The organism is Mesorhizobium sp. L2C066B000, assembly GCF_000502335.1.
GTDB lineage: Bacteria > Pseudomonadota > Alphaproteobacteria > Rhizobiales > Rhizobiaceae > Mesorhizobium.
The window spans coordinates 1,507,007-1,529,440 of the sequence record NZ_AYWZ01000001.1 but is presented as its reverse complement, the minus strand read 5'-3'; the positions used below and the strand labels follow the sequence as shown (position 1 = coordinate 1,529,440).

The following is a 22,434-nucleotide window of genomic DNA, read 5'->3' as shown; positions in this document are numbered from 1 at the left end:
TGCGAAGCAGCGGGGACCCGGCCGGGCGGCCGTTGCCCCTGGTCTGCCTCACTCCTCCGGCTTCACCACATCGACCGGGCTGATGTCGAGCAAATCGAGCGTGCGGCGCAACAGCCGCACTTCGCTCTCGGCCAGTTTGGAATCGGCTTTGGCGATCTCCGCCATGTGGAGCGCCAGCAACTTGCGCCGTTCGACATCGAGATCGCGGAACAGCGCCATGGCTTGCGAACCGTTGGTCTCGTAGCCGAAATCATTGAGATATTCGATGACCGCGTCGATGCTGGTTTCCGGGATGCCGAAGGCGTCCTTGCAGATGCGCCGGAAGGCGACCATTTCGCTCTCCGAAACCGAGCCGTCGGCCAGGATCATGCGAAACAGCATCAAGAGTTCCGCCGACAGCACGGGGTCGTCGGCAACCTTGCGCACGCCGGGGTCACCATCGAAGATCGAGCGTATCTGGTCGAGCAATGCCATCGCCAACAGTGTCCCTTTCCCGAGCCCGCCCAGCGCACATGACCCAAAACTGCGCAGCGGTACTGAGATAATGACATGCACCACAGGAAATCCAAGCGCAACGCGCTTGGATGGACGTAGCGCGGAATCGGCCTTGCGCAAACCGGATGGCCATGAGAAGGCGCGGCACCACCTTTCCCGCCGGAATGTTCAGAAAATCCCGATGCTCGACCTCGCTACCCAGACCGTCATCATGCTTGCCTTCGCCGCCTTTGCAGCCGGCTTTGTCGATTCGATAGCCGGCGGCGGCGGGCTGATCACCATCCCGGCCCTGCTGCTTGCCGGCTTCCCGCCCGTCGCAGCACTTGGAACCAACAAGCTGCAGGGCATTTTCGGCACCGCTTCGGCGACCATCCACTACGCCATGAATGGCCATGTCGATCTGCGCCGACAGCTGCCATCGGCGCTTCTGGCCCTTGCCGGCAGTGCCGTCGGCGCCTTGCTGGCGGCATTCGTGCCGGGTGATCTCCTGCGGGCGCTGCTGCCGCTGCTTTTAATCGCCATCGCGATCTACTTCGCCGTGAAACCCAACATGAACGATGTCGACCGCGCCGAGCGCCTGTCGCCCTTCCTGTTCGGGCTGGTCATCGCCCCTTTGGTCGGCTTCTATGACGGGCTGTTCGGGCCGGGAGCCGGCTCCTTCTACATGCTGGCCTTCGTCAGCCTCGCCGGCTTCGGCGTGCTCAAGGCCACGGCACACACCAAGCTGCTCAATTTCGCCTCCAACATTGGCGGCTTCATCGTCTTTGCCGTCGCCGGCGTCGTCTGCTGGAAGATCGGGCTGATGATGGGCGTCGCCCAGTTCCTCGGCGCCCGGCTCGGCGCCAGCCTTGCCATCCGCATCGGCGCCCGGCTGATCAAGCCGCTGCTGGTGATCATCTGCCTGGCTCTGGCGGTGAAGCTGCTGGCCGACCCGGCGAACCCATTGCGCCAGCTGATTGGTGTATAAGCCTCACGCCTGATAGAGTGCCGTTGTACGAATCATGTTGGAGGGACCACACATGAATCTTAGTGCACCCACTCAGCTTGTTTTCATCATATCCCTTGTCATCGCCATCATCGGCGTGCTCGCCGCGCTTGGCGTTCTTGCGTTCATTCCTCTGGCTGCGGTGTGGATTGTCCTCATCGCATACATCGTGCTTGCCGCCGCCTGCCTGATGCGCGGCGCCTAGGCGCCCGCGACTTCTGCAATTCGAAGCGCCCGGTCAAAAGCCGGGCGCTTTTGCTTTGGATGCATGGTCCGTTAGGCTCTTCCGCGCGGAGGATGACCATGTCCGGCGAGACGGAGCGCCACGATCAACAGCACCGCCCGGTAGCCGACCGGTTCGAGATGGTGCGGCGCGCGCCGGGCCTGCGGCTGCAGAACGCGGTCACCGACATTTGTGGCTATCGCGAAACGGCGCCCGGCCATTTTCGCAATGTCGAATACGCCTCGCTCACCGTCCCGCTGGTGATCAGTTTCGCAGAATCCTTCGCCATCGGCCTTGGTCCTTCAGCGCCGCGTCGAAGGTCGGCGAAAGCGCCCGAACTTCGACATCCACGGAGTGGAAACGAAGCGGACGCGCAGACCCGAGGATGGCGAAACGGTGGACGGTCCTACCTTGCTAACCCAAAAATCGCATCGCACTCAAGATGGCGCTCCAGCTCGGTGGCGATCTCGTCCAGCGCTTTTTCCACGTCCGCGCGATAGTCGATGCCGCCGCCTTTCAAGCCGAGGCTTTCCAGGAATCTCGCCCGGAAAGCGTCGGCGGAAAACAGGCCGTGCAGATAGGTGCCAAAAACCTTGCCGTCGGCGGAAATCGCACCGTCGTCGATGCCGTTGATCACAGCCGACGGCCGCGCCATGTCCGGCCCGGTGGTGCGGCCGAGATGAATTTCGTAGCCCTCGAGCGCCAGGCCGAACGGCACTGAGCGGGCGCTGACATTGCGCACCGTCTTTTCCGGTTCCATTACCGTCTCGATGTCGAGCAGGCCGAGTCCCTCGGCCTCGGTGACACTGCCCTCGATGCCATCGGGATCGCGCACCAGGCGGCCGAGCATCTGGAAACCGCCGCAGATACCGACGACATGGCCGCCGCGTTTGCGGTGCGCGAGGAGATCGCGATCCCAGCCATTCTCGCGGAACTTCATGAGATCGCCGATCGTCGATTTGGAACCGGGAATGACCACCAGGCCGGCATTCTCCGGCAAGCGCTGCCCCGGCGGCACGAACACCACTTCGACCTGCGGTTCGGCCTTGAGCGGATCGAGATCGTCGAAATTGGCGATGCGCGACAGCATCGGCACGGCGACCTTCAACGCCCGCTTCTCGCCCGACGTCAGGCGTTCGAGCACGACCGAATCCTCGGACGGCAATCGCGCCGCCGCCTTCAGCCACGGCACGACGCCAAAGCAGCGCCAACCGGTGAAGCTTTCGATCGACCGGATGCCGTCGTCGAACAGCGAGACATCGCCGCGGAACTTATTGATGAGGTAGCCGACGATCATGCGCCTGTCTGCCTCCGGCAGGATCAGATGCGTGCCGGCGACCGAAGCGATGACGCCACCGCGGTCGATGTCGCCGACCAGAATCACCGGCACGTCGGCGCGTGTGGCAAAGCCCATATTGGCGATGTCGCGGCTGCGCAGGTTGATTTCGGCCGGCGATCCGGCGCCCTCGACGATGACCAGATCGGCGCCCTCACCGACCTTCGTCCAGGACTCCAGCACGGCGTCCATCAGCCCCGCTTTCATTGTCTGGTAGTCGCGCGCTCGCGCCTCGCCGAACACCTTGCCCTGCACGATCACCTGCGAACCGATGTCGCTCTGGGGTTTGAGCAGCACCGGATTCATATGCACGGTCGGCTGAACACCACACGCCAGCGCTTGCAGCCATTGCCCACGGCCAATCTCGCCGCCGCCGGGGCGGTCGTCGCCCGGAATGTCGGCGACGGCGGCATTGTTCGACATGTTCTGCGGCTTGAACGGCCTGACTTTCAGCCCGCGATTCCTGGCCGCGCGGCAGAGCCCCGCCACCAGCACCGTCTTGCCGACATCCGAACCCGTGCCTTGCAGCATGATCGCCTTGNGTGCGCATGGCATGGCTGACATTGGAGGCGTGATGGATAATTTCGCCCGCCTGGCGGGTGTGAAAGCCGCCTTCGCCCATGCGCCACTCGGTGCCGCCGGTCAGCGGAATGTAGATCTCCTCGGCAATGTGATGATGGTCGGGATAGGTGATGCCGGGCCCCAGGATCAGCAATCCGGCCGCGACCTCTTCATTGGCGAAATGGCCGCGCGTGCCAAACACCTCCAGCCAGCCGTATTTTTGCAAGAACGCTTCACCAAAATCGCTCGCGTTGTAGGTCTGCCCCCAGCACAGATCGTCACGACGCTCCGCCAGCAGTTGCACCAGGGGCTGCGGGTCCGGCGGCGCCAGTTCGACAATGCGGTCGAGCAGACCAAGGCAAGGCAGCGGATGCGCTTCGAGCACGCGCGCCGTCATATTCCAGCCGATCCGGGTCACGGCGTCCCGCACCAGCGCGTTGTCCACGCCCCGGAGATAGGCATGGAAGCGGTCGAGCAATTCGTCGAAATATGTCGGCACGCAATGCTCCGTTGATCCATTCATGCACAGCGGCTGCGCGGCGAGCCGGGTTGCGCGGCGGCATCATTGGTCTAGATTGAGCGGCGCGCAAAGCCAAAAACAACAGGCCAGCAAGCCAACCCCAGCTGGGGAACACAGGGAGCACGCCATGGACGCCGCGGTCGATGCGAGCACCAGCCAGTTCGAGCTCAACGAGGAACAGCGCGCCATCCAGGAGATGGCACAGGCCTTCGCCGCCGATCGCGTTGCGCCCAATGCGCTCGAATGGGACCGGGCAAGACACTTTCCCGCCGATGTAATCCGCGAGACCGGCCCGCTCGGCCTCGGCGGCATCTATGTCAGGGACGATGTCGGCGGCTCGGCGCTCGGCCGGCTCGACGCCGTGCTGATCTTCGAGGCACTGTCGCACGCCGATCCGGCGTTTTCCTCCTTCATCTCGATCCACAATATGGCGGCGTCGATGATCGACCGCTTCGGCGACGACGAGCAGCGCCAACGCTTCCTGCCGAAGCTGACCTCGATGGAATGGCTGGCGAGCTACTGCCTGACCGAGCCGGGCTCAGGCTCGGATGCCGCGGCGCTGAAGACGCGCGCGGTGAAGAGCGGCGTCGACTATGTGCTTAACGGCGCCAAGCAGTTCATCTCCGGGGCCGGCGACAGCGACCTCTATGTCGTCATGGCGCGCACCGGCGCCGACGGGCCGAAGGGCATTTCCACCTTCGTCGTGCCGAAGGATGCGCCCGGCCTCTCCTTCGGCGCCAACGAGCACAAGATGGGCTGGCACATGCAGTCGACCCGCCAGGTGATCTTCGAGGACTGCAAGGTGCCGGCTGCAAACCTGCTGTCGGGGGAAGGCGCAGGTTTCGGCATCGCCATGGCCGGCCTTGACGGCGGCCGCCTCAACATTGCGGCATGCTCGCTCGGCGGCGCGCAATCGGCGCTCGACAAGGCTTTGGCCTATACGGGCGAACGCAAAGCCTTCGGCTCGAAGATCAACCAGTTCCAGGCGCTGCAGTTCCGGCTGGCCGACATGGAAACCGAACTGCAGGCGGCACGCATTTTCCTCTATGCTGCCGCCTCGAAGCTAGACCGCAAGGCGCCGGACGCCGGCAAATGGTCGGCCATGGCCAAGCGCTTCGTCACCGACATCGGCTTCAACGTCGCCAACGAGGCGCTGCAGCTGCATGGCGGCTACGGCTATCTCCATGATTACGGCATCGAAAAACTGGTGCGCGACCTGCGCGTCCACCAGATCCTCGAAGGCACCAACGAGATTATGCGCGTGATTATCGCGCGGGCGTTGATCGGACGCTGAAGCCAGCAAGACCAGGATAGAACAATGACGACGATCGCCTTCATCGGCTTGGGGAATATGGGCAACCCGATGGCTGCCAATCTCGTCAAGGCGGGGCACGCGGTGCACGGCTTTGACCTGATGCCGGAAAACCTCACCGTCGCCCGCGAGCATGGCGTCATTGTCATGGCGAATGCCGTGGCGGCGGTGAAGGACGCCGATGTCGTGATCACCATGCTTCCCGCCGGCAAGCACGTGCTCTCGGTCTACGAGGACATCGCACCCAAGGCCAAACCAGGCGCCCTGTTCATTGATTCCTCGACCATCGATGTCGAGTCGGCCCGCAAGGCGCATGCCGTAGCAAGGGAACACGGGCTGCATTCGATCGACGCCCCCGTCTCCGGCGGCACCGGCGGTGCTGCTGCGGGAACACTGACCTTCATGGCCGGCGGCGCCAAGGATGCCTTCGCCAAGGCCGAACCGGTCCTGAAGCCGATGGCAGGCCGCATCGTCCATTGCGGCGACGACGGCGCCGGTCAGGCAGCCAAAATCTGCAACAACATGATGCTCGGCATTTCGATGATCGGCGTCGCAGAGGCCTTCGTGCTGGCCGAAAAGCTCGGCCTCTCGCATCAGGCCCTGTTCGACGTTGCCTCGACCTCGTCGGGCCAGTGCTGGTCGCTGACCACCTATTGCCCGGTGCCGGGTCCCGTGCCGGCCTCACCCGCCAACCGCGACTACAAACCGGGCTTTGCCGCAGCACTCATGCTGAAGGACCTGAAACTGGCGCAGGAGGCGGCCCAAAGCGCCGGCGCGGTGACGCCAATGGGGGCCGAAGCGGCCCAGCTTTATGCGCTGTTCAACGCCCAGGGAAATGGCGGATCGGATTTTTCCGGCATCATAAATTTCCTTCGCGGCAGTTCTCTATAAGTTTTCGAATTTGGCAGCGCTTTTCTCGATTTTTATTGCGCGGAAAAATTGCAAATTTAGATTTGCTTAAGCTCTCGATAACCCGGCGGTAACGATGTGCCTATATAACGGATGGCGAGGCGGACATATCGCATCCGCCCGGCGCTCCGGATCAGGTCTCGCGTACCGGAGCCCGTAAGTTTCGCAAGTGTATTGTTGGCGAAATGCCATGCGTATCTGGCAAAGCCGCGTTCCCATGGAGCGCGGTTTTTGCGTTTTGCAGTACTATACTGCTCGGTCTGAATTATTATTCCGATTGCAGCGTTCGGAATTGCCTGATGGTCTTCATTGACCAGCACGATCGGTGCGCTGACCCCGTCGACCCAGACCATAAGCAGGCGCACAGTCCGGGCGCCCTGTTTGCAAGGCGCCCGGCGCTCGTTCCATCTACTTCTTGCGCAAATCCGCTTGCGACAGATCCAGCGCTTTGGCGATGCGATCGCAAGCCATGTCGATCGTCGCGCGGGTCCAGATCAGCGGCGGCGACAGGATCATCGTGTCGCCGGTGGCGCGCAGCATCAGGCCTTGCGCGATGGCGTGGTCGCGGACGGTGACGGCGGCACTGCCCGCCGGCAGGAAGCGCTCCTTGGTCGCCTTGTCCTTGACGATCTCGATCGCGCCCATCAGCCCGATCGATCGCACCTCGCCGACCAGTTCGTGGCCGGCAATGCGCTCCTGCAGCGCCTGGGCGAAGTAAGGTCCGGTGTCGTTCCTGACCCTGTCGACCAGACCTTCTCGCTCCATGATCTCGAGATTCTTCAGCGCCACCGCGCAGGCCACCGGGTGACCCGAATAGGTATAGCCGTGGTAGAATTCGCCGCCCTTTTCGACCAGCGTCGCCGCGATACGGTCGCCGACCAGCAGCGCCGACAGCGGCTGATAGCCCGAGGTCAGTGCCTTGGCCGTGGTGATGGTGTCGGCCTCGACGCCGAAGGTCTGCGCCGCAAACCATTCGCCGGTGCGGCCATAGCCGGTGATGACCTCGTCCAGCATCAAAAGCACATCGTATTTGCGGCAGATTCGCTGCACTTCCGGCCAGTAGCTCATCGGCGGTATTTTCACCCCGCCCGCCCCCATCACCGGCTCGCCGATGAAGGCCGCGACCTTGTCGGCGCCGGCCTCCAGAATGGCATCCTCGACCGCCTTGGCCGCGCGCAGGCCGAAATCATGGTCGCTTTCGCCGGGCAGCGCCAGCTCATAGGCATAGGGCATCATCACATGGACGATGTTGGGCACGGCGCCGCCGAGCTGCTTGTGCATCAAATCCATGCCGCCCAGCGACGTCCCGGCGACGGTCGAGCCGTGATAGGCCGACTTGCGCGAGATGATGCGGTTCTTCTCCGGCTTGCCTTCCAGCACCCAATAGTGGCGCACGAGCCGCAGCGCCGTGTCGTTGGCCTCCGAGCCGGAGGAGCCGTAAAACACCTGGGCGATGCCCTTGGGCGCCAGCTCGGCCAGCTTCTTCGACAGCAGCACGGGCGTCGGCGTCGAGCATTTGAAGAAGGAATTATAGTAGGGCAATTCCTTCATCTGCGCGTAAGCGGCGTCGGCCAGCTCGTCGCGGCCATAGCCGACATTGACGCACCACAGCCCGGCCATGCCGTCGAGTATTTCGGTGCCGTCGGCATCGTAGATGAACGGGCCGTTGGCGTGGGTTATGATGCGCGAGCCGGTCTCGCGCAATTCCTTGTGGTCGGTGAAGGGATGCAGATGATGCGCGGCGTCAATCTGCTGAAGCTGCTTCAGCGAATAGTTCTGGTAAGTCATGGGTTTGCTCTTTCCTCTGGAATCAAACCGGCAAGCTGCCGGGGCGACTTCGTCAGAGGACGGCGGGCGGCGAATAGCCGATGCGGGCGCACAGCCTGAGCAGTTCGGCGCGCAGCGTGCGCGGCGACGGTGTCACCGCGACCCCGAAGGCGCCGGATGTGCTCATGTAGACCATGGCTGCAGTCTATGCCGCCCGAGGCCCGGAATTCAAGCGGTGCCGCTCAATACCCTTTGCAGGAACACGTATTTCATGGCGGTTTGCGCCGCTTGCGGCCGGCGGTCGCCGCGCCCGCCATGGCCGCCTTCCGTCTCCTCGAAGAACAACGTCTTGCCGTGACCTGCTTCCTGCAGCTTCGCCGCCATCTTGCGGGCGTGGCCGGGATGGACGCGGTCGTCGGCGGTCGATGTCGTGAGCAGCACCGGGGGATAGACGGCATCGGCCGAGACATGATGGTACGGCGAATAGGCGGCGAGCCACTTGGCTTCTTCCGGTTTTGCCGGATCGCCATATTCGCCGATCCACGAGGCGCCTGGCGGCAGTTCGGTGTAGCGCAGCATGTCGAGCAGCGGCACCTCGATGATGACGGCGCCGAACAGTTCGGGATGCTGCGTCAGGGAAACGCCGGTAAGCAGGCCGCCATTCGAGCCGCCCTGGATGCCGAGGGAAGCAGCCGTGGCTATGCCGCGCCTGACGACGTCCTGCGCCACCGCGGCGAAATCGTCGAAGGCAGTCTGGCGATTGCCCTTCAGCGCGGCCTGATGCCAGGCCGGCCCGAACTCGCCGCCACCGCGGATGCAGGCCTGCACATAGGCGTTGCCCTTTTCCAGCCACAGCCTGCCGCGCACGCCGGCATAGCCGGGCAGCAGCGGTATTTCGAAGCCGCCATAACCATAGAGAAGCGTCGGTACCGGACCCTTCTGGTCGCGCCGCCTGACGACGAAATACGGGATCATGGTGCCGTCCTTCGAGCGCGCCTCGAACTGTTCGGAGACCAGCGGCGCGGCGTCGAACCGCGCCGGCTGCGATTTCACGGTGGCCAGCGTCGCCCCGTCATCGTCCGACCAGATGATCGAACTCGGCGTCAGGAAATCGGTGAAGGAGAAGGAGACGCTGGAACCGAAATGCTCGGCATGCGCGATGCCGACATTGCCGTTCTCGGGCAGCGCCACCGGCTTCAGCGACCAGCGGTCGCCGCTGCGCTCGGCGACAACGACCTTGCCGCGCACATTGTCCATCAGATTGATGAACAGCCGGTCCTGAGTGCGGGCAATGCCGGCGACCGAAACACGGTGCGCTGGCGCGAGCATGGTTTCAACAGGGCCCAGGTCGCCGGTGTCCATCCAGTGTTCGAAATCGAAGGAATAGAGGCCGTCCGGCAAGCACTCAGTGCCGCCCGGCGCCGTCCATGGGCTGCGCACCCCGAACACGAACCAGCCCTTGAACAGCGCGGTGTCGGTGACATCGTCCGGCAGCGGGATGCGCCGGTTTTCGCCCGACGGCAGGCGCAGAAAACTGTGCGAGGAGAAGAAGGCGATCGTGCGGGCCAGAAACAAATACTGCCTGTCGCCATCATGCTCGACCCCCGCGCCGGCCGCGAGATCCTGCTTCTCGGCCTCGAAGATCGGCGTCGCATCCTCCAACGGGGTGCCGCGCTTCCACAGCTTGACGACGCGCGGATAGCCGGACTGGGTCTTGTCGCCTTCATGGAAGGCAGCCGAGACAATGACCGTGTCCTTGTCCAGCCAGGAAAACCCGGATTTCGAGGCGGGAGCGCGGAAGCCGCCCTCGATGAATGATTTGGTCTCGATGTCGAATTCGCGCATCTCGCCGGCATCGCCGCCATCCGGCGACATCGCCACCAGGCAAAGGTTGAAATCGGGGTAAAGGCGGCTGGCGCCGCTGAACACCCACTTCACCCCCTCCTTGGCCGACAGCACGTCGAAGTCGATGATCGTCTCCCACACAGGCTTCTCGGTCTTGTAGGAAGCGACCGTCGTGCGGCGCCAGAGGCCGAGCACATTGGTCTTGTCCTGCCAGAAATTATAGACTTGACCGTTGAGCGCGGCACCGACCGCAATGTTGTCCTCGGCCGTCATCAGGTCGAGCGCCGTCTCGAAGGCCGCCTGGTAGGACGGATCGCCCTGTAGTTCGGCCACGGTGATCTCGTTCTGGCGATGCACCCAGTCGAGCGATTCCTTGCTGGTCCGGTCCTCCAGCCAGAGGAACTTGTCCTCCACGGTGGCATCCGTCTGGCGTTTTGTCGTCGATTGGGTCACGCACGGTCTCCAGGCTAGTGGCGGGCAGCCCTGCCTACATCGCGTTCCAAGCGGTTTTATTCAAGATGGTGACGTTCGGTCATCGGTGGGAATGCGACCTCAAACCATCCGCCGGCGCAGGACCGTGGCCACAGCCAGTGCCAGACAAATCGTGCCCAGCGTGATCGGCAGGCCGGAGGCGCCGATCACATCCATGACGCCACCCGCCAGCGGCGGCACCACGATGCCGCCGATGCCCCACATCAGGGAGAAGGCGGCATTGCCGGCGACCAGCGCCGAGCCGGTAAAGCGCTCGCCGAGCTCGATGATCGACATGGTGTAGATGCCATAGGAGACCGCGCCCCAGATAAAGACGCAAGGCCAGATCAACGGCGTCTCGATCAGCAGCGGCAGCAGCACGCAGCCCAGCACCGTCACCACGACGCAGACGAATCGCACCAGCCGCGCCGTCAGCCGTTCCGCCAGCAAGCCGAGCGGCACCTGCATGGCGATATTGCCTGCGATCATCACCGACAGCAGCGCCGACATGCGCGCTTCCGCGATGCCATGGTGCGTGCCGTAGACCGGCAGCAGCGCCAGCACGCCCTGTTCGAAACCGGCGGCAACGACCACCGCCGACAGCAGTAGCCATGCCAGGGGCATGAAGCCCATGACCGAAACCCTGTGCCCGGCTTCGTCGACCTTCGGCAGTCGCGGCAGCACCAGCGCCAGGCAGGCGCCGCAAAAGATGAAGGCGGCGATCCCCACCAGGAATGGCGGCCATCCCACGGTGCCGACAGCGAGCAGGCAGAGCGGCCCGGCAGCGAAGCCGGCCGAGATGATGGTTGAATAGACACCCATGACGCGACCGCGGCGCGATGGCGGCGCCAGTGCAATGACCCAGATTTCGCTCAAGACATAGAGCGGATTGGTCACCACCCCGATCAGGAAGCGCAGCGGAAACCACAGATAGACATTCTGCGTCCACCCGATCAGCGCCAGAACGATCGCCGAAAGCGCCGCGCAGGTAAGCGCGGTGCGCCCTGCCCCGAACCGGCGCGCCAGTGCCGGGATCAGCGGCGACGAGACAATGAAGCCGATCGGCGTCATTGCCGCCGAGAGCCCGATGATGGCCGGCGAAACGCCTTGGCGTTGCAGGATGAAGCTCAGCAGCGGATAGGACAGGCCTTGCGCGATGGCGAACACCGAGACGGTCGCGATCACGCCGCTGATCGCCGCCCACTGCATCTTCTCGTTGTCAGCTTCCGCCAGGTTCATCATTGGCACCTAAACCAGGTTCAGGACTAGCTTTTCTGTCCGACGCGGGTAAGCCCCGCCCCGCGAAAAACCGTTTGCTCCAGACAAGGCCTGTCAGGAGCTTTTGGGCCTGTCAGGAGTTTTGGCGCTTGAACGATCGATAGAGCGCGAAGCTCACCAGCAGCGCGTCGAGGCCGGCGATCACCACCGGCAGACCGAGCGGACCGATGGTCTGCATCAAGGCACCGGCGCCAGGCGGGCCGACAATGCCGCCGGCGCCCCACATCAATGCGAAGGCGGCGTTGCCGGCGACCAGCACGGTTCCCCTGAAGCGGCTGCCGAGCTCCACCAGCGCCATGGTGTAGACGCCGTAGCCGACAGCGCCCATGACGAGAAGGACGAGCCAGATCGCCGGCGTCGTGATCAGCAACGGCAGCAAAACCGCGCAGGTCGTTGTCGCCAACGCACAGAAGATGATCATCGCCCGCCCGCCGAAACGCTCGGCCAGCAGGCCGAGCGGGATCTGCAGGAAGATGTTTCCCAGCGACAGTGCCATCACCAGGGCCGCCAGCGTCCTTTCGGGCAAGCCATAGGCAGCACCGAAGACCGGCATCAAAGCGTAGGTGCCCTGCTGGACCGCCGCCGAAACCAGCACGGCAAACAACAGCGCCGGCGCCAGCCTGGCGAAACCGAAAAAGCCGCCGGGCAATTGGCCGTCATCCTCGAAGCCGGCGAGGCTTGAGGAAACAGCACGAAGGATCGCGGCGCACAGGATGAAGCCGGCCATGCCGACCAGGAAAGGAACCCAGCCCGATATCCCTACCGCGGTCAGGACCAAAGGCCCCGCAGCATAGCCAGCGCCCAGCACGGTGTTGAATGCCCCCATCACCCTGCCGCGGCGCGACGGCGGCGCCAGCGACAGCGCCCATACTTCGCCCAGTATATAGAGCGGGTTGATGACGATACCGATGATGAAGCGGATGACGAACCAGCCCACCCAGTCCTGCAGGTAGCCGATGCCGAGGAAGCACAGCGCCCCAATCAATGAGCAACCCACAGCCAGGTTGCGCGCGCCGACCAGCCGAACGGCTGCCGGCACGAACGAGGCCGAAAGGATCAGGCCAAGCGGCATCATCGCTGCCGACAAGCCGATCAGCGCCGGCGACATGCCTTGCTTCTGCATCAGCAGCGTAAACAGCGGCGAGCTCAGCCCTTGCGCCGCACCGAACATCGCGAGGGCGGCAGTTACGCCGGCAAGCGCCGCCCATTGCGTCCCCGCTTCGCCATCGCTCGAACCGGTCGCAGCCATGATGCCTTCCACATGAATTGCCGGCCCATCCAGCGGCAAACCACTGAGCTAGCGGTTCGATTTAGGGAAAGGAAGGGCCGCGCCTGAAATCCCCTTGCGCCAAGAGCCGCAGTGGGCGCGTCCTGTCCGCCAATCCCCGGCAAGGTTGTCAACTATCGGACTGCCGTTCGGGCATGTCGCTTCCCTCGTCCTAGTGGTCGCCGCCTCCGCAATGGTCGGACAGCCGCCGGTCCATTATGCCGCCCGCTACCAGCATCGTACGAGGACCATCATGACCGCCGCCCTGCATCCAGCCGAACCGCCTTTGGCAACCGACCGGGCCCGTCGCGGTGGCCGTGCGGGCAAGCGCGCCGGCGGCTCGGCCGCCTTCGAACAGCCGGCTTTTCGGCAACTGAGAAATCCGCTAACGCCGACCAAGCTGGTCTCTGACGACGAGCTGGAATCGATCCACCTCGCCTCGCTGCGCGTCTTGAGGGAAATAGGCGTCGACGTGCTGCATGACGAAGCGCGCCGCATGATGAAGGAAAATGGCGCTGATGTCCGCGAGGGCAGCGAGCGCGTGCGCTTCGACAGCGACATGATCCTCGATCTCATCTCCAACTGCCCGTCGGAATTCACGCTCCATGCCCGCAACCCGGCGCACAATGTGCGCTTCGGCGGCAACAATGTGATCCTGTCGATGATGGCGTCGGCACCGAACTGCTCCGACCTCGATCGCGGCCGCCGTCCGGGCAACCAGCAGGACTACCGCAACTTCCTGCGTCTGGCGCAGATGCACAACATCCTGAACTGCACCGGCGGTTATCCGGTCGAGCCGACCGACATCCATCCTTCCGTGCGCCACCTCGAATGCATCCGCGACCTCGCCACGCTGACCGACAAGGTGTTCCACATCTATTCGCTCGGCAAGGAGCGCAATGTCGACGGCATCGAGATCGCCAGGATCGCCCGCGGCATCAGCCATGAGCAGATGCTCGAAGAGCCGTCCGTCTTCACCATCATCAACACCAATTCGCCGCTGAAACTGGATGTGCCGATGATGGAAGGCATCATCCAGATGTCGAGCAAGGGTCAGGTCGTCGTCATCACGCCCTTCACCCTGTCCGGCGCGATGGCGCCGGTGACCATCGCCGGTGCGCTGGTGCAGCAAAATGCCGAGGCGCTGTCCGGCATCGCCTTTGCCCAGATGGTGAGAAAGGGCGCGCCGGTTGGCTATGGCGGCTTCACCTCGAATGTCGACATGAAGTCAGGCTCGCCGGCCTTCGGCACGCCTGAATATATGAAGGCGCAGCTTGTCGGCGGCCAGCTTGCCCGCCGTTACAAGATCCCCTACCGCACCTCCAATACCTGCGCCGCCAACACGGTCGACGCGCAGGCAGCCTATGAAAGCGTGTTCTCGCTGTGGGGCGCCATCCAGGGCGGCGGCAATCTGATGATGCACGGCGCCGGCTGGCTCGAAGGCGGCCTGCGCTGTTCCTACGAGAAGACCATCCTGGACATCGACCTGTTGCAGATGGTGGCCGAGTTCCTCACCCCGCTCGACCTGTCCGACGAAGCGCTCGGCTTCGACGCCATCCAGTCGGTCGGCCCCGGCGGCCATTTCTTCGGCACCCAGCACACGCAGGACCGCTACAAGACAGCCTTCTACTCGCCCATCCTCTCCGACTGGCGCAATTTCGAGACCTGGGCCGAAGCCGGATCGCCGACCGCGCTGGAAAAGGCCAACAAGGTCTGGAAGGAGCGGCTGGCATCCTACGAGGAACCTTATATGGACCCGGCGATCCGCGAAGAGCTCAACGACTTCGTCGAAAAGCGCACGGCCGAAGGCGGCGCGCCGACCGATTTTTGATCGGCAAGCAACTGGCGGCATCCTGCCAACCGACACACCTGATTCAATTTACGCAAAAACGGACCTATCTCTCATGAAATCTCATGTAAAAGCGGTTGTCATTGGCGGCGGCGTCGTTGGCTGCTCGGTGCTCTATCACCTGGCCAAGGCCGGCTGGACCGACATCATGCTGATCGAGCGTTCCGAGCTCACCTCCGGCTCGTCCTGGCACGCAGCCGGCGGCTTCCACACGCTGAACGGCGATCCCAACGTCGCCAAGCTGCAGGCCTATACGGTGCAGCTCTACAAGGAGATCGAGGAAATCTCCGGCCAGTCCTGCTCGCTGCATCTGACCGGCGGCGTGATGATGGCCGATACGCCCGAGCGCATGGATTTTCTGCGCCTGGCCCACGCCAAGGGCCGCTATCTCGGCATGGACACCGAACTGATCACGCCCTCCGAAGCCAAGGCGATGTTCCCGCTGATGGACGAGACCAATTTCGTCGGCGCCATGTGGGATCCGGTCGAAGGCCATCTCGATCCCTCCGGCACGACGATCGCCTACTCCAAGGCGGCCAAGAAGCTGGGCGCCGAGATCGTGCTGCGCAACCGCGTCGTCGAACTGACGCAGGAAGTTGACGGCACCTGGAACGTCGTCACCGAACAGGGCACCGTCCACGCCGAGCATGTCGTCAACTGCGGCGGCCTGTGGGCGCGCGAGATCGGCCGCATGGTCGGCGTCGAACTGCCGGTGCTGGCCATGGAGCACATGTACCTGCTCACCGAGCCGATGCCCGAGGTCGAGGAATTCAACAAATCGACCGGCCGCGAGATGATCGGCGTGCTCGACTTCAAGGGCGAGATCTACACCCGCCAAGAGCGCAACGGCATCCTGCTCGGCACCTATGAAAAAGCCTGCAAACCCTGGTCGCCGGTCAATACGCCGTGGGATTTCGGCCATGAACTGCTGCCGCCCGACCTCGACCGCATCGCGCCGTCGCTGGAGATCGGCTTCAAGCATTTCCCCGGCATCGAGAAAGCCGGCATCAAGCAGATCATCAACGGCCCCTTCACCTTCGCGCTCGACGGAAATCCGCTGGTCGGGCCGGTGCAGGGCCTGACCAATTTCTGGTGCGCCTGCGCGGTCATGGCCGGCTTCAGCCAAGGCGGCGGCGTCGGCCTCGCGCTGTCCAACTGGATGGTGCATGGCGATCCCGGCTTCGACGTCTGGGGCATGGATGTCGCCCGCTTCGGCGAGTGGGCCGGCCTGCGCTACACCAACGCCAAGGTGCGCGAAAACTATTCGCGCCGCTTCTCCATCCGCTTCCCCAATGAAGAGCTGCCGGCTGCGCGCCCTGCACAAACCACCCCGCTCTACGACACCATGCTCGCCAACAACGCCGTCATGGGCGATAGCTGGGGCCTGGAGACCCCGCTGTGGTTCGCGCCGAAGGGCAAGGAGCCGAAGGACGTCGTCTCCTTCCACCGCTCCAACGATTTCGGTCCTATCGGCGAGGAAGTGCGCGCCACACGCGAACGCGTCGGCGTCACCGAAATCGCCAATTTCGCCAAATACGAAGTGTCGGGACCTGCGGCTGAGGATTTCCTCAACCGGCTGATGACCAACCGCATGCCGAAGATCGGCCGCATCGTGCTGACGCCGATGATCAACGAGTTCGGCAAGTTGATCGGCGACTTCACCATCGCCAAGGCAGGCGAAGACAGATTTATGATCTGGGGTTCGTCCGCCGCGCAGAAGTACCACATGCGCTGGTTCGAAAAGCACCTGCCGAAGGATGGTTCGGTGCGCATCCACCGCTTCGATCAGACGCTCGTCGGCCTGTCGATCGCCGGGCCGAAATCGCGCGACCTCTTGCAGAAGCTGGTCGATGTCGACATCTCGACCAAGGCGTTTCGCTTCATGGATTTCCGCGAAATGGCGGTCGGCGGCGCGCCCTGCATGGTCAACCGCATCACCTATACCGGCGATCTCGGCTATGAAATCTGGATGGCGCCGGCCTATGAGCGTCTGGTCTACAAGGCGATCAAGGACGCCGGCGAGGAGTTCGGCCTCGTCGATTTCGGCATGCGCGCTTTGCTCTCCATGCGCCTGGAGAAGAACTTCCCGACCTGGTACCGCGAGCTGCGCCCGATCTACGGCCCGTTCGAAGGCGCGATGGACCGTTTCATCAAGCTGGAGAAGAACGACTTCATCGGCCGCGAAGCCGCCGCCAAGGAACAGGCGGAAGGGCCGAAACTGCGCCGTGTCTCCTTCATCGTCGATGCGGCCGACGCCGATGTCATGGGCGACGAGCCGATCTGGGCCAAGGTCGGCAAGGACTATGGCACGGTGGAAAAGCCGCATGGCTATGGCGCGCCACGCTTCGATACGGCAGGCAAGGACGTGCGTGGCTCGAAGGCTGCCGAAGGCGCTTCCGCCGTGCGCGGCATCGTCGACCGCGACTGGCGCGTGGTCGGCTGGGTCACCTCGGGCGGTTATGCGCACTATGTGCAGAAGTCGATGGCGCAGGGCTATGTGCCGGCGGCACTCGCCGAGGACGAAAGTGCCGGACTGTTCGAGATCGAGATCCTCGGCCACCGGCGTCCGGCGCGCATCAATGTCGAGGCGCCCTTCGACCCCAGCGGCGAGAAGATGCGGACCTGAAAAGGCGACAGGGAGCGTGAGATCGTGTAAGGGGCCTTCGGCAGTTGGCCGCAGGCATTTTCCCTCGATGAAAAGACGATCCCCTTGCAGTATCTAGAGAAATGGACGGACTGGCTCTGCGAAGGCAAGGTCGGTCCCTTCAACGCCGCGCTGGTCTGCGTCGCGGTCTATTGCGTCGTCCAGATCGTGGTGATGGCGCTGCTGTCCCATGTCGTGGGAACCGGTGTCGGCGTCGACGATTCCGAACAGCTGATGTACATGCGCTACCTCTGGGCTGGCTATGGCGGCTCGCAGCCGCCGCTCTACACCTGGCTCGCCCGCCTCGTCGCCGCCGTGGTCGGAACGAACATCCTCGCGCTCAAGATCGTGAAGTACCTACTGATCGGAGCGGCGCTGGCGTCGGTTTTCATCGCTGTCCGCCGCCTGGGCTATTCCAGCCGCGCTGGCGCCGCCGCATTGTTCGGCCTGCTGTTGTTTCCGCAGATGGTGTGGGAGATGCAGCACGCCCTCACCCACTCGATCGCCGCTTTCTGTTTTTCAGTGGTGCTGTTTCTTGCGCTCGTCGAACTGGTGCAGCGGCGTTCCCTGGCCACCTATGTGCTGTTTGGCGTGGCGATGGCCGCCGCCATCCTGTCGAAATACAACAACGCGATCTTTCTCGGCGCGCTGATCCTGTCCACCCTGTCGCTGCGCGAAACGCGCGGCGTCATCCTCAACCGCCGGTTTTCGATCAGCCTTGTCGTGGCGGTGCTGCTTTGCCTGCCGACGCTCTACTGGAACCTGACCTACACCGACCAGTTGCTGTCGCACAGCGGCGGCTTCGGCATGGGCAGAGGAGAAAGCGCCATACAAACCGCATTCTACGGAATGCGCGGACTGGGCAAGGCTATCCTGTATTTCGCCGTGTTGCCGGCCGGCATATTCGTCGCGGCTTTGCTCATCGCATGGAAAAAGCCAGCGCCCGCGCTGCAACCGGCGCCATGGACCGAGAAACTGGTGTGGCGCACCATCGCTTTTGCCCTGGCGATGACCATCGTGCTCGTCCTGGCGAGCGGGACGACGCAATTTCGCGATCGCTGGATGCTTCCCATCCTTGTGTTGCTGCCGGTCGCGCTGGCCTTGCGGATGGATGCCAGAGGCGACAAGGGAAGGAAGGTGCAGGACGTCGTCGTCTTTGTCGGCGCAACGCTTGCCATGCTCGTGCTGCCGGTGACCTGGTACACGCACCTCAATGGCGGCGACAGCCGCGGCAGCATCGTGCGTGTCGACTACCAGTCGCTCTATGGCCAGCTGACGGCAAACGGTCCGGTTCGCACGGCGATATCGAGCTGGCACTGGGTGGGAAATCTGCGTCTTGTCGATCCCGATCTGGTCGTGCTCGACGACGAGATGCCGGACTTCGGCCATTTGCTGATCGAGCCGGCGGTGCTCGTGATGGCCAATGACAAGGAACCTCCTGAGGGCATCCTGCGGGCCTTGAGCGAGGCCGGCTATGTCGCTGATGGCTCGCCGCAGCAGTTGGTCGTCCCGATGCTGTTCGACAGCGAGCCGCCCACCCGCACGCTGACGGTCACGCGGCTGAAGAAAGCGGCCGCGGGCGCAGAGCCACAGTAAGTCGGCAGGAGGCGTCGGGTGGAGAAACAAGGGTTCGGTCGTCATCGCAAGATCATGCCGTTCGAGCCGGGCTCCGTCGAAGCCTTGCGCGACGCCTCGCGCCAGAAAGCGGCGTCGCTGAACCAGCATGTGCTGGGCTATGGCGCGCTGGCTGAAACCGAATGGCAAGCGGCAGGCATCGCCGCGCCCGATCTTGCCGCTACGCGCCAATACCGGCTCGAGCGCGTCCGAGCCGAACTGAAGCGCCGAAACTACGCCGGCGCGCTGCTCTACGACCCCGTCAACATGCGCTACGCTACCGATTCGACCAACATGCAGCTGTGGGTCGCGCACAATCCGACCCGCCACTGCTTCGTCGCCACTGAGGGACCCGTGGTGCTGTTCGACTATTTCTCCTGCGAGCATCTGTCGGATCATTCCGGCGTCGTCGACGAGGTGCGGCCGGCAGTGTCGTGGATGTATCTCTATGGCGGCGAGCTGACCGAGCACAGAGTCCGCCGCTGGGCGGCCGGCATCGCCGATCTGGTCAAGGAGCATGGCGGCGGCAACAGCCGCATTGCCGTCGACCACATCAACCCGGAAGGCGTCGAGGAACTCGCCCGCCTCGGCATTTCGATCGGCAATGGCGAAGCGGTGATGGAAAATGCGCGGCTGATCAAATCGCCGGACGAGATCCTCGCCATGCGCCGCGCAATCGTCGCTTGCGAAGCGGCGATGGGTGAAATGGAGAAGGCGCTGATGCCGGGCATTTCCGAAAACGAATTGTGGGCCGAACTCCACCGCGGCAACATTGCGCGCGGCGGCGAATGGATCGAGACGCGGCTGCTTGCCTCAGGGCCGCGCACCAATCCGTGGTTCCAGGAATGCTCATCGCGCGTGATCGAAGCAGGCGACCTCGTCGCCTTCGACACCGACCTGATCGGTCCCTACGGCTTCTGCGCCGATCTCTCGCGCACCTGGCTGTGCGGTGACGCCAAGCCGTCGAACGAGCAGCGCGATCTGTTCCGCATCGCCGCCGACCAGATCGCCCACAACACGCAACTAATGCAGCCCGGCATTTCCTTCCGCGACCTGGTCGAACGGTCCGTGGTGCCGCCGGGAGATTGCTTCCCGGCGCGCTACGGCGTGCTCTATCATGGCGTCGGGTTGGCCGACGAGTATCCAACCCTGCCGCATGCCAGCGACTGGACGCCGGACACGCCCGATGGCGTGCTGGAGCCGGGAATGGTCCTGTGCGTGGAAAGCTATATCGGCCGTCTCGGCGGCCATGAGGGCGTCAAGATCGAGGAACAGATCCTGATCACCGAGACCGGTAACGAGCAGCTTTCAACCTACCCGTTGGATGCGAGGCTGCTCGGCTGATCCGGCAAGCGCCTCGCGCAGAGCCTTGAGCGTCTTTTCCGGCGTCGTCCTGGCGGTGATGTAGGGCAGGCCTTTGCGCCTTGCCGTCCAGCCGACGACCTTCACGGCGTTTGCCGCAGGCTCGAAACGCTGCGCCAGCGCCCAGCTCTCACAGTCGATGGCAGCTATATCCGCCTTGCCCTCGGCGACCGCGACGATCGAGTCGCGATGGCCACCGCTTTCGCTGCGCGAGGAAAAGATATCCAGGCTTTCGCCGGCGGCCTGCAGATCGCGCGCCAGTGCAATGATGCCCGACATCGAATCGAGGCTGTTGTAGGTAAAACGCTTGCCGCGCATCAGATCGAGCGGCAGCGAGGCTTTGCCATCCGCGGGCGAGCGAACCTCCGGTCCCTCGCCCGTCAGCATCACCAGCGCGCTCGAATAGAGTTCGCCTTCGCCGCCCTCGTAAGCGTCGTAGCTCGGCTGGCCGACCACCTGCACATGCTTGCTCAGGCCGAGTTCCATCGGCCCCCAGCAGGTCTGCGCGAACAGCAGCGCCGGATGCAGCCAAAGCTGGTGATGGTCGAGTTCGTCCGGCGGCAGTATCGCCGGATCGGGCGCGATCAGTCTGCCCTCGGCGTCGTGGATACCGCCCGGCACCGGCGGCAGGTCGCCATTGCGGCGCACGATTGTCTGCGGCCCATCGACGCCCTTGTGCCGAAAAGCATCGCGCAACGCTGCCCATTGCGCGTCGACCTCGCCGCGCACTTCGGGCCAGTCATACATCGGCAATGCCGCAACCAAATCACTCATGCCGATACTCAATCATCATGGCTCGGGAAAGGATCGCAAAAACGCGGCGTCCAATCAGAATTGACCGACACGGGTTCGGGAAGTCCGGGGATTATTCCTTCGGCGGCTCGGCCGGAACCGGCGCGCTGCCAAGCCCGCTGATGCTGCGCGCCCTGATGCGCGGCTTGAACGCCCTGCCCGGCTCGGCCTGGCGGCGCAGCACCGGGTGCACGATCGGCTCCTTGGCCTTGAAGGCGTAGGCCTTGATCAGTGCGAAATAGTTCGGATAGGCGTAGCCATTGTTCATCCGCAGCCACTCGTCACGGCGGTCGGCAAACAGTTTTGGCAGCCTGTACCAGGCAAGGGTCGGGGTCTTGTGGTGAACGAAGTGCAGATTGTTGTTGAGGAACAGGAACGACAGCGGCGAGCGCTCGATGATCACCGTGCGTCCTTCAGGGTGCTCGGACCACTGATGTTCGGCGAAAGTCCGGACCGCGATCAGCGACTGGCCGAGCCAGACCGGCACCAGAATGTAGAGCCATACCGGAATGCCGAAGCCGAACTGCACGATCGGCACCACGATGGCGAGGCCGATCGCATGCAGCAGCCATGCCTTGCCGATCACCTTGTCGCCGGCAATCACATGCCTGGCGTCGTCGACGAAGAAACCGATGCAGGACAGCCAAGGGCCGAGAAAGAAACGGCCGGCCATGGTGTTGTTTATCTTGAGCAGGAATTTCATCGTCGGCGGCAGATCGTCATGCATCCACAGCGCCTGGTAATAGCTCTCGGGATCGTCGAGCGGATCGGTCAGGCGCTCGTCGGCGTGGTGGCGCAAATGAAGCGTCTTGAAGCGACGGAACGGCCAGACCAGGCCGATCGGCAGGAAGACGAAGGCTTCGTTGATGAGCGCTCTGCGCGTCGGATGGCCATGCAGCACTTCGTGCATGATCGACGACTGCAAGGCCAGGATGAAGCCGAGGAGAAGAAGTGCCGGGATCGGATAAGAGGGCCAGAGCAGGAGCCCGGCAGCGAGCCACATTCCGTAACAGAAGAAAGCGAGGACCACGGTCGGCCACTCGATGGCCGCTGCGTCGCGTCGCTTGATGCGCTTGCCTGTCATGCTATCGACCACTGCCCCTCAGTCGCCGGAATTGGTTCCTGACAGCATAGTGTCAGGAGAAGCAATTCCGCTCAACGAGACAAAGTGTACAAAATGTTGCGATTGCGCATTTTCGACCGC

Annotated in this window: 17 protein-coding genes and 2 pseudogenes; 9 read left to right on the top strand and 10 right to left on the bottom strand. The window is 63.6% G+C overall.

All coding sequences use genetic code 11. The features are described from left to right. Positions 1-48: 48 nt before the first annotated feature. Positions 49-480: a TerB family tellurite resistance protein gene (locus X733_RS158895; RefSeq protein WP_023691035.1), complete on the bottom strand. Its 432-nt coding sequence runs from the start codon at positions 478-480 to the stop codon at positions 49-51. A gap of 196 nt (positions 481-676) precedes the next feature. On the opposite strand from X733_RS158895, the gene X733_RS158900 reads away from it, so the two are divergent. The 3 genes and pseudogenes from X733_RS158900 to X733_RS1000000170655 all read left to right on the top strand — a co-directional run. Further along, entirely contained in the window at positions 677-1,462 is a 786-nt protein-coding gene (locus X733_RS158900; protein WP_023753415.1) for a TSUP family transporter, read from the top strand. Between the two features lie 52 nt (positions 1,463-1,514). Beyond that, positions 1,515-1,685, top strand: coding sequence for a hypothetical protein (locus tag X733_RS1000000167715; RefSeq protein ID WP_023670429.1), 171 nt, complete (start codon positions 1,515-1,517; stop codon positions 1,683-1,685). A gap of 98 nt (positions 1,686-1,783) precedes the next feature. Further along, a pseudogene (locus tag X733_RS1000000170655) lies at positions 1,784-2,002 on the top strand (AraC family transcriptional regulator); the annotation flags it as partial. Positions 2,003-2,109: 107 nt separating this feature from the next. Here the strand turns inward: X733_RS1000000170655 and X733_RS158905 are convergent. Further along, the gene (locus tag X733_RS158905) at positions 2,110-3,594 is read right to left on the bottom strand and encodes a cobyric acid synthase (protein WP_023818064.1); all 1,485 of its coding nucleotides are present in this window, start codon (positions 3,592-3,594) and stop codon (positions 2,110-2,112) included. A gap of 43 nt (positions 3,595-3,637) precedes the next feature. After that, positions 3,638-3,997 (bottom strand): annotated as a pseudogene (locus X733_RS1000000167705) (dimethylsulfonioproprionate lyase family protein); the annotation flags it as partial. Positions 3,998-4,247: 250 nt separating this feature from the next. Here X733_RS1000000167705 and X733_RS158915 point away from each other — a divergent pair. Both X733_RS158915 and mmsB read left to right on the top strand, forming a co-directional pair. Continuing rightward, the gene (locus X733_RS158915; protein WP_023706069.1) at positions 4,248-5,414 is read left to right on the top strand and encodes an isobutyryl-CoA dehydrogenase; all 1,167 of its coding nucleotides are present in this window, start codon (positions 4,248-4,250) and stop codon (positions 5,412-5,414) included. 24 nt (positions 5,415-5,438) lie between these two features. Continuing rightward, positions 5,439-6,323: a 3-hydroxyisobutyrate dehydrogenase gene (mmsB, locus tag X733_RS158920; protein WP_023818062.1), complete on the top strand. Its 885-nt coding sequence runs from the start codon at positions 5,439-5,441 to the stop codon at positions 6,321-6,323. A 426-nt stretch (positions 6,324-6,749) separates the two neighbouring features. Here mmsB and X733_RS158925 read toward each other — a convergent pair whose 3' ends face one another. The 5 genes from X733_RS158925 to X733_RS158945 all read right to left on the bottom strand — a co-directional run bounded on the left by X733_RS158925 (position 6,750) and on the right by X733_RS158945 (position 12,951). Continuing rightward, a complete protein-coding gene (locus X733_RS158925) occupies positions 6,750-8,129 on the bottom strand; it encodes an aspartate aminotransferase family protein (protein ID WP_023818061.1) in 1,380 nt (459 codons plus the stop codon). 52 nt (positions 8,130-8,181) lie between these two features. Then, positions 8,182-8,304, bottom strand: coding sequence for a hypothetical protein (locus X733_RS158930; protein ID WP_023670422.1), 123 nt, complete (start codon positions 8,302-8,304; stop codon positions 8,182-8,184). Positions 8,305-8,336: 32 nt separating this feature from the next. Beyond that, positions 8,337-10,406, bottom strand: a complete 2,070-nt coding sequence (locus tag X733_RS158935) for a prolyl oligopeptidase family protein (RefSeq protein ID WP_023818060.1) — start codon at positions 10,404-10,406, stop codon at positions 8,337-8,339. Between the two features lie 99 nt (positions 10,407-10,505). Beyond that, the gene (locus X733_RS158940) at positions 10,506-11,663 is read right to left on the bottom strand and encodes an MFS transporter (RefSeq protein WP_023818059.1); all 1,158 of its coding nucleotides are present in this window, start codon (positions 11,661-11,663) and stop codon (positions 10,506-10,508) included. Positions 11,664-11,775: 112 nt separating this feature from the next. Further along, a complete protein-coding gene (locus X733_RS158945; RefSeq protein ID WP_023818058.1) occupies positions 11,776-12,951 on the bottom strand; it encodes an MFS transporter in 1,176 nt (391 codons plus the stop codon). Positions 12,952-13,222: 271 nt separating this feature from the next. Between X733_RS158945 and X733_RS158950 the strand changes: the two genes are divergently transcribed. The 4 genes from X733_RS158950 (at position 13,223) to X733_RS158965 (ending at position 20,420) form a co-directional block, all read left to right on the top strand. Continuing rightward, positions 13,223-14,800: a trimethylamine methyltransferase family protein gene (locus X733_RS158950; RefSeq protein ID WP_023710765.1), complete on the top strand. Its 1,578-nt coding sequence runs from the start codon at positions 13,223-13,225 to the stop codon at positions 14,798-14,800. 73 nt (positions 14,801-14,873) lie between these two features. Further along, the gene (locus X733_RS158955; protein WP_023739084.1) at positions 14,874-17,444 is read left to right on the top strand and encodes an FAD-dependent oxidoreductase; all 2,571 of its coding nucleotides are present in this window, start codon (positions 14,874-14,876) and stop codon (positions 17,442-17,444) included. Positions 17,445-17,528: 84 nt separating this feature from the next. Further along, on the top strand, positions 17,529-19,058 hold the full coding sequence (locus tag X733_RS158960) for a glycosyltransferase family 39 protein (RefSeq protein ID WP_023818057.1): 1,530 nt from the start codon (positions 17,529-17,531) through the stop codon (positions 19,056-19,058). Positions 19,059-19,112: 54 nt separating this feature from the next. Continuing rightward, entirely contained in the window at positions 19,113-20,420 is a 1,308-nt protein-coding gene (locus X733_RS158965) for a Xaa-Pro peptidase family protein (RefSeq protein ID WP_023818056.1), read from the top strand. On the opposite strand, the gene X733_RS158970 is transcribed toward X733_RS158965, so the two are convergent. Both X733_RS158970 and X733_RS158975 read right to left on the bottom strand, forming a co-directional pair. Continuing rightward, positions 20,385-21,212: a PhnD/SsuA/transferrin family substrate-binding protein gene (locus X733_RS158970; protein WP_023818055.1), complete on the bottom strand. Its 828-nt coding sequence runs from the start codon at positions 21,210-21,212 to the stop codon at positions 20,385-20,387. The two genes, X733_RS158965 and X733_RS158970, sit on opposite strands and share 36 nt — an antisense overlap. Before the next feature lie 91 nt (positions 21,213-21,303). Then, positions 21,304-22,314 (bottom strand): fatty acid desaturase, encoded by a 1,011-nt coding sequence (locus X733_RS158975; protein ID WP_031193099.1) that lies wholly within the window; start codon positions 22,312-22,314, stop codon positions 21,304-21,306. Between the last annotated feature and the right edge of the window lie 120 nt (positions 22,315-22,434).

What these genes read in the sequence shown, in the direction of transcription:
- X733_RS158900 (WP_023753415.1), top strand. Translation starts at nt 677, where the DNA reads ATGCTCGACCTCGCTACCCAGACCGTCATCATGCTTGCCTTCGCCGCC.
- X733_RS1000000167715 (WP_023670429.1), top strand. Translation starts at nt 1,515, where the DNA reads ATGAATCTTAGTGCACCCACTCAGCTTGTTTTCATCATATCCCTTGTC.
- X733_RS158915 (WP_023706069.1), top strand. Translation starts at nt 4,248, where the DNA reads ATGGACGCCGCGGTCGATGCGAGCACCAGCCAGTTCGAGCTCAACGAG.
- mmsB (WP_023818062.1), top strand. Translation starts at nt 5,439, where the DNA reads ATGACGACGATCGCCTTCATCGGCTTGGGGAATATGGGCAACCCGATG.
- X733_RS158925 (WP_023818061.1), bottom strand. Translation starts at nt 8,129, where the DNA reads ATGACTTACCAGAACTATTCGCTGAAGCAGCTTCAGCAGATTGACGCC.
- X733_RS158930 (WP_023670422.1), bottom strand. Translation starts at nt 8,304, where the DNA reads ATGGTCTACATGAGCACATCCGGCGCCTTCGGGGTCGCGGTGACACCG.
- X733_RS158940 (WP_023818059.1), bottom strand. Translation starts at nt 11,663, where the DNA reads ATGAACCTGGCGGAAGCTGACAACGAGAAGATGCAGTGGGCGGCGATC.
- X733_RS158945 (WP_023818058.1), bottom strand. Translation starts at nt 12,951, where the DNA reads ATGGCTGCGACCGGTTCGAGCGATGGCGAAGCGGGGACGCAATGGGCG.
- X733_RS158950 (WP_023710765.1), top strand. Translation starts at nt 13,223, where the DNA reads ATGACCGCCGCCCTGCATCCAGCCGAACCGCCTTTGGCAACCGACCGG.
- X733_RS158955 (WP_023739084.1), top strand. Translation starts at nt 14,874, where the DNA reads ATGAAATCTCATGTAAAAGCGGTTGTCATTGGCGGCGGCGTCGTTGGC.
- X733_RS158965 (WP_023818056.1), top strand. Translation starts at nt 19,113, where the DNA reads ATGCCGTTCGAGCCGGGCTCCGTCGAAGCCTTGCGCGACGCCTCGCGC.
- X733_RS158970 (WP_023818055.1), bottom strand. Translation starts at nt 21,212, where the DNA reads ATGAGTGATTTGGTTGCGGCATTGCCGATGTATGACTGGCCCGAAGTG.
- X733_RS158975 (WP_031193099.1), bottom strand. Translation starts at nt 22,314, where the DNA reads ATGACAGGCAAGCGCATCAAGCGACGCGACGCAGCGGCCATCGAGTGG.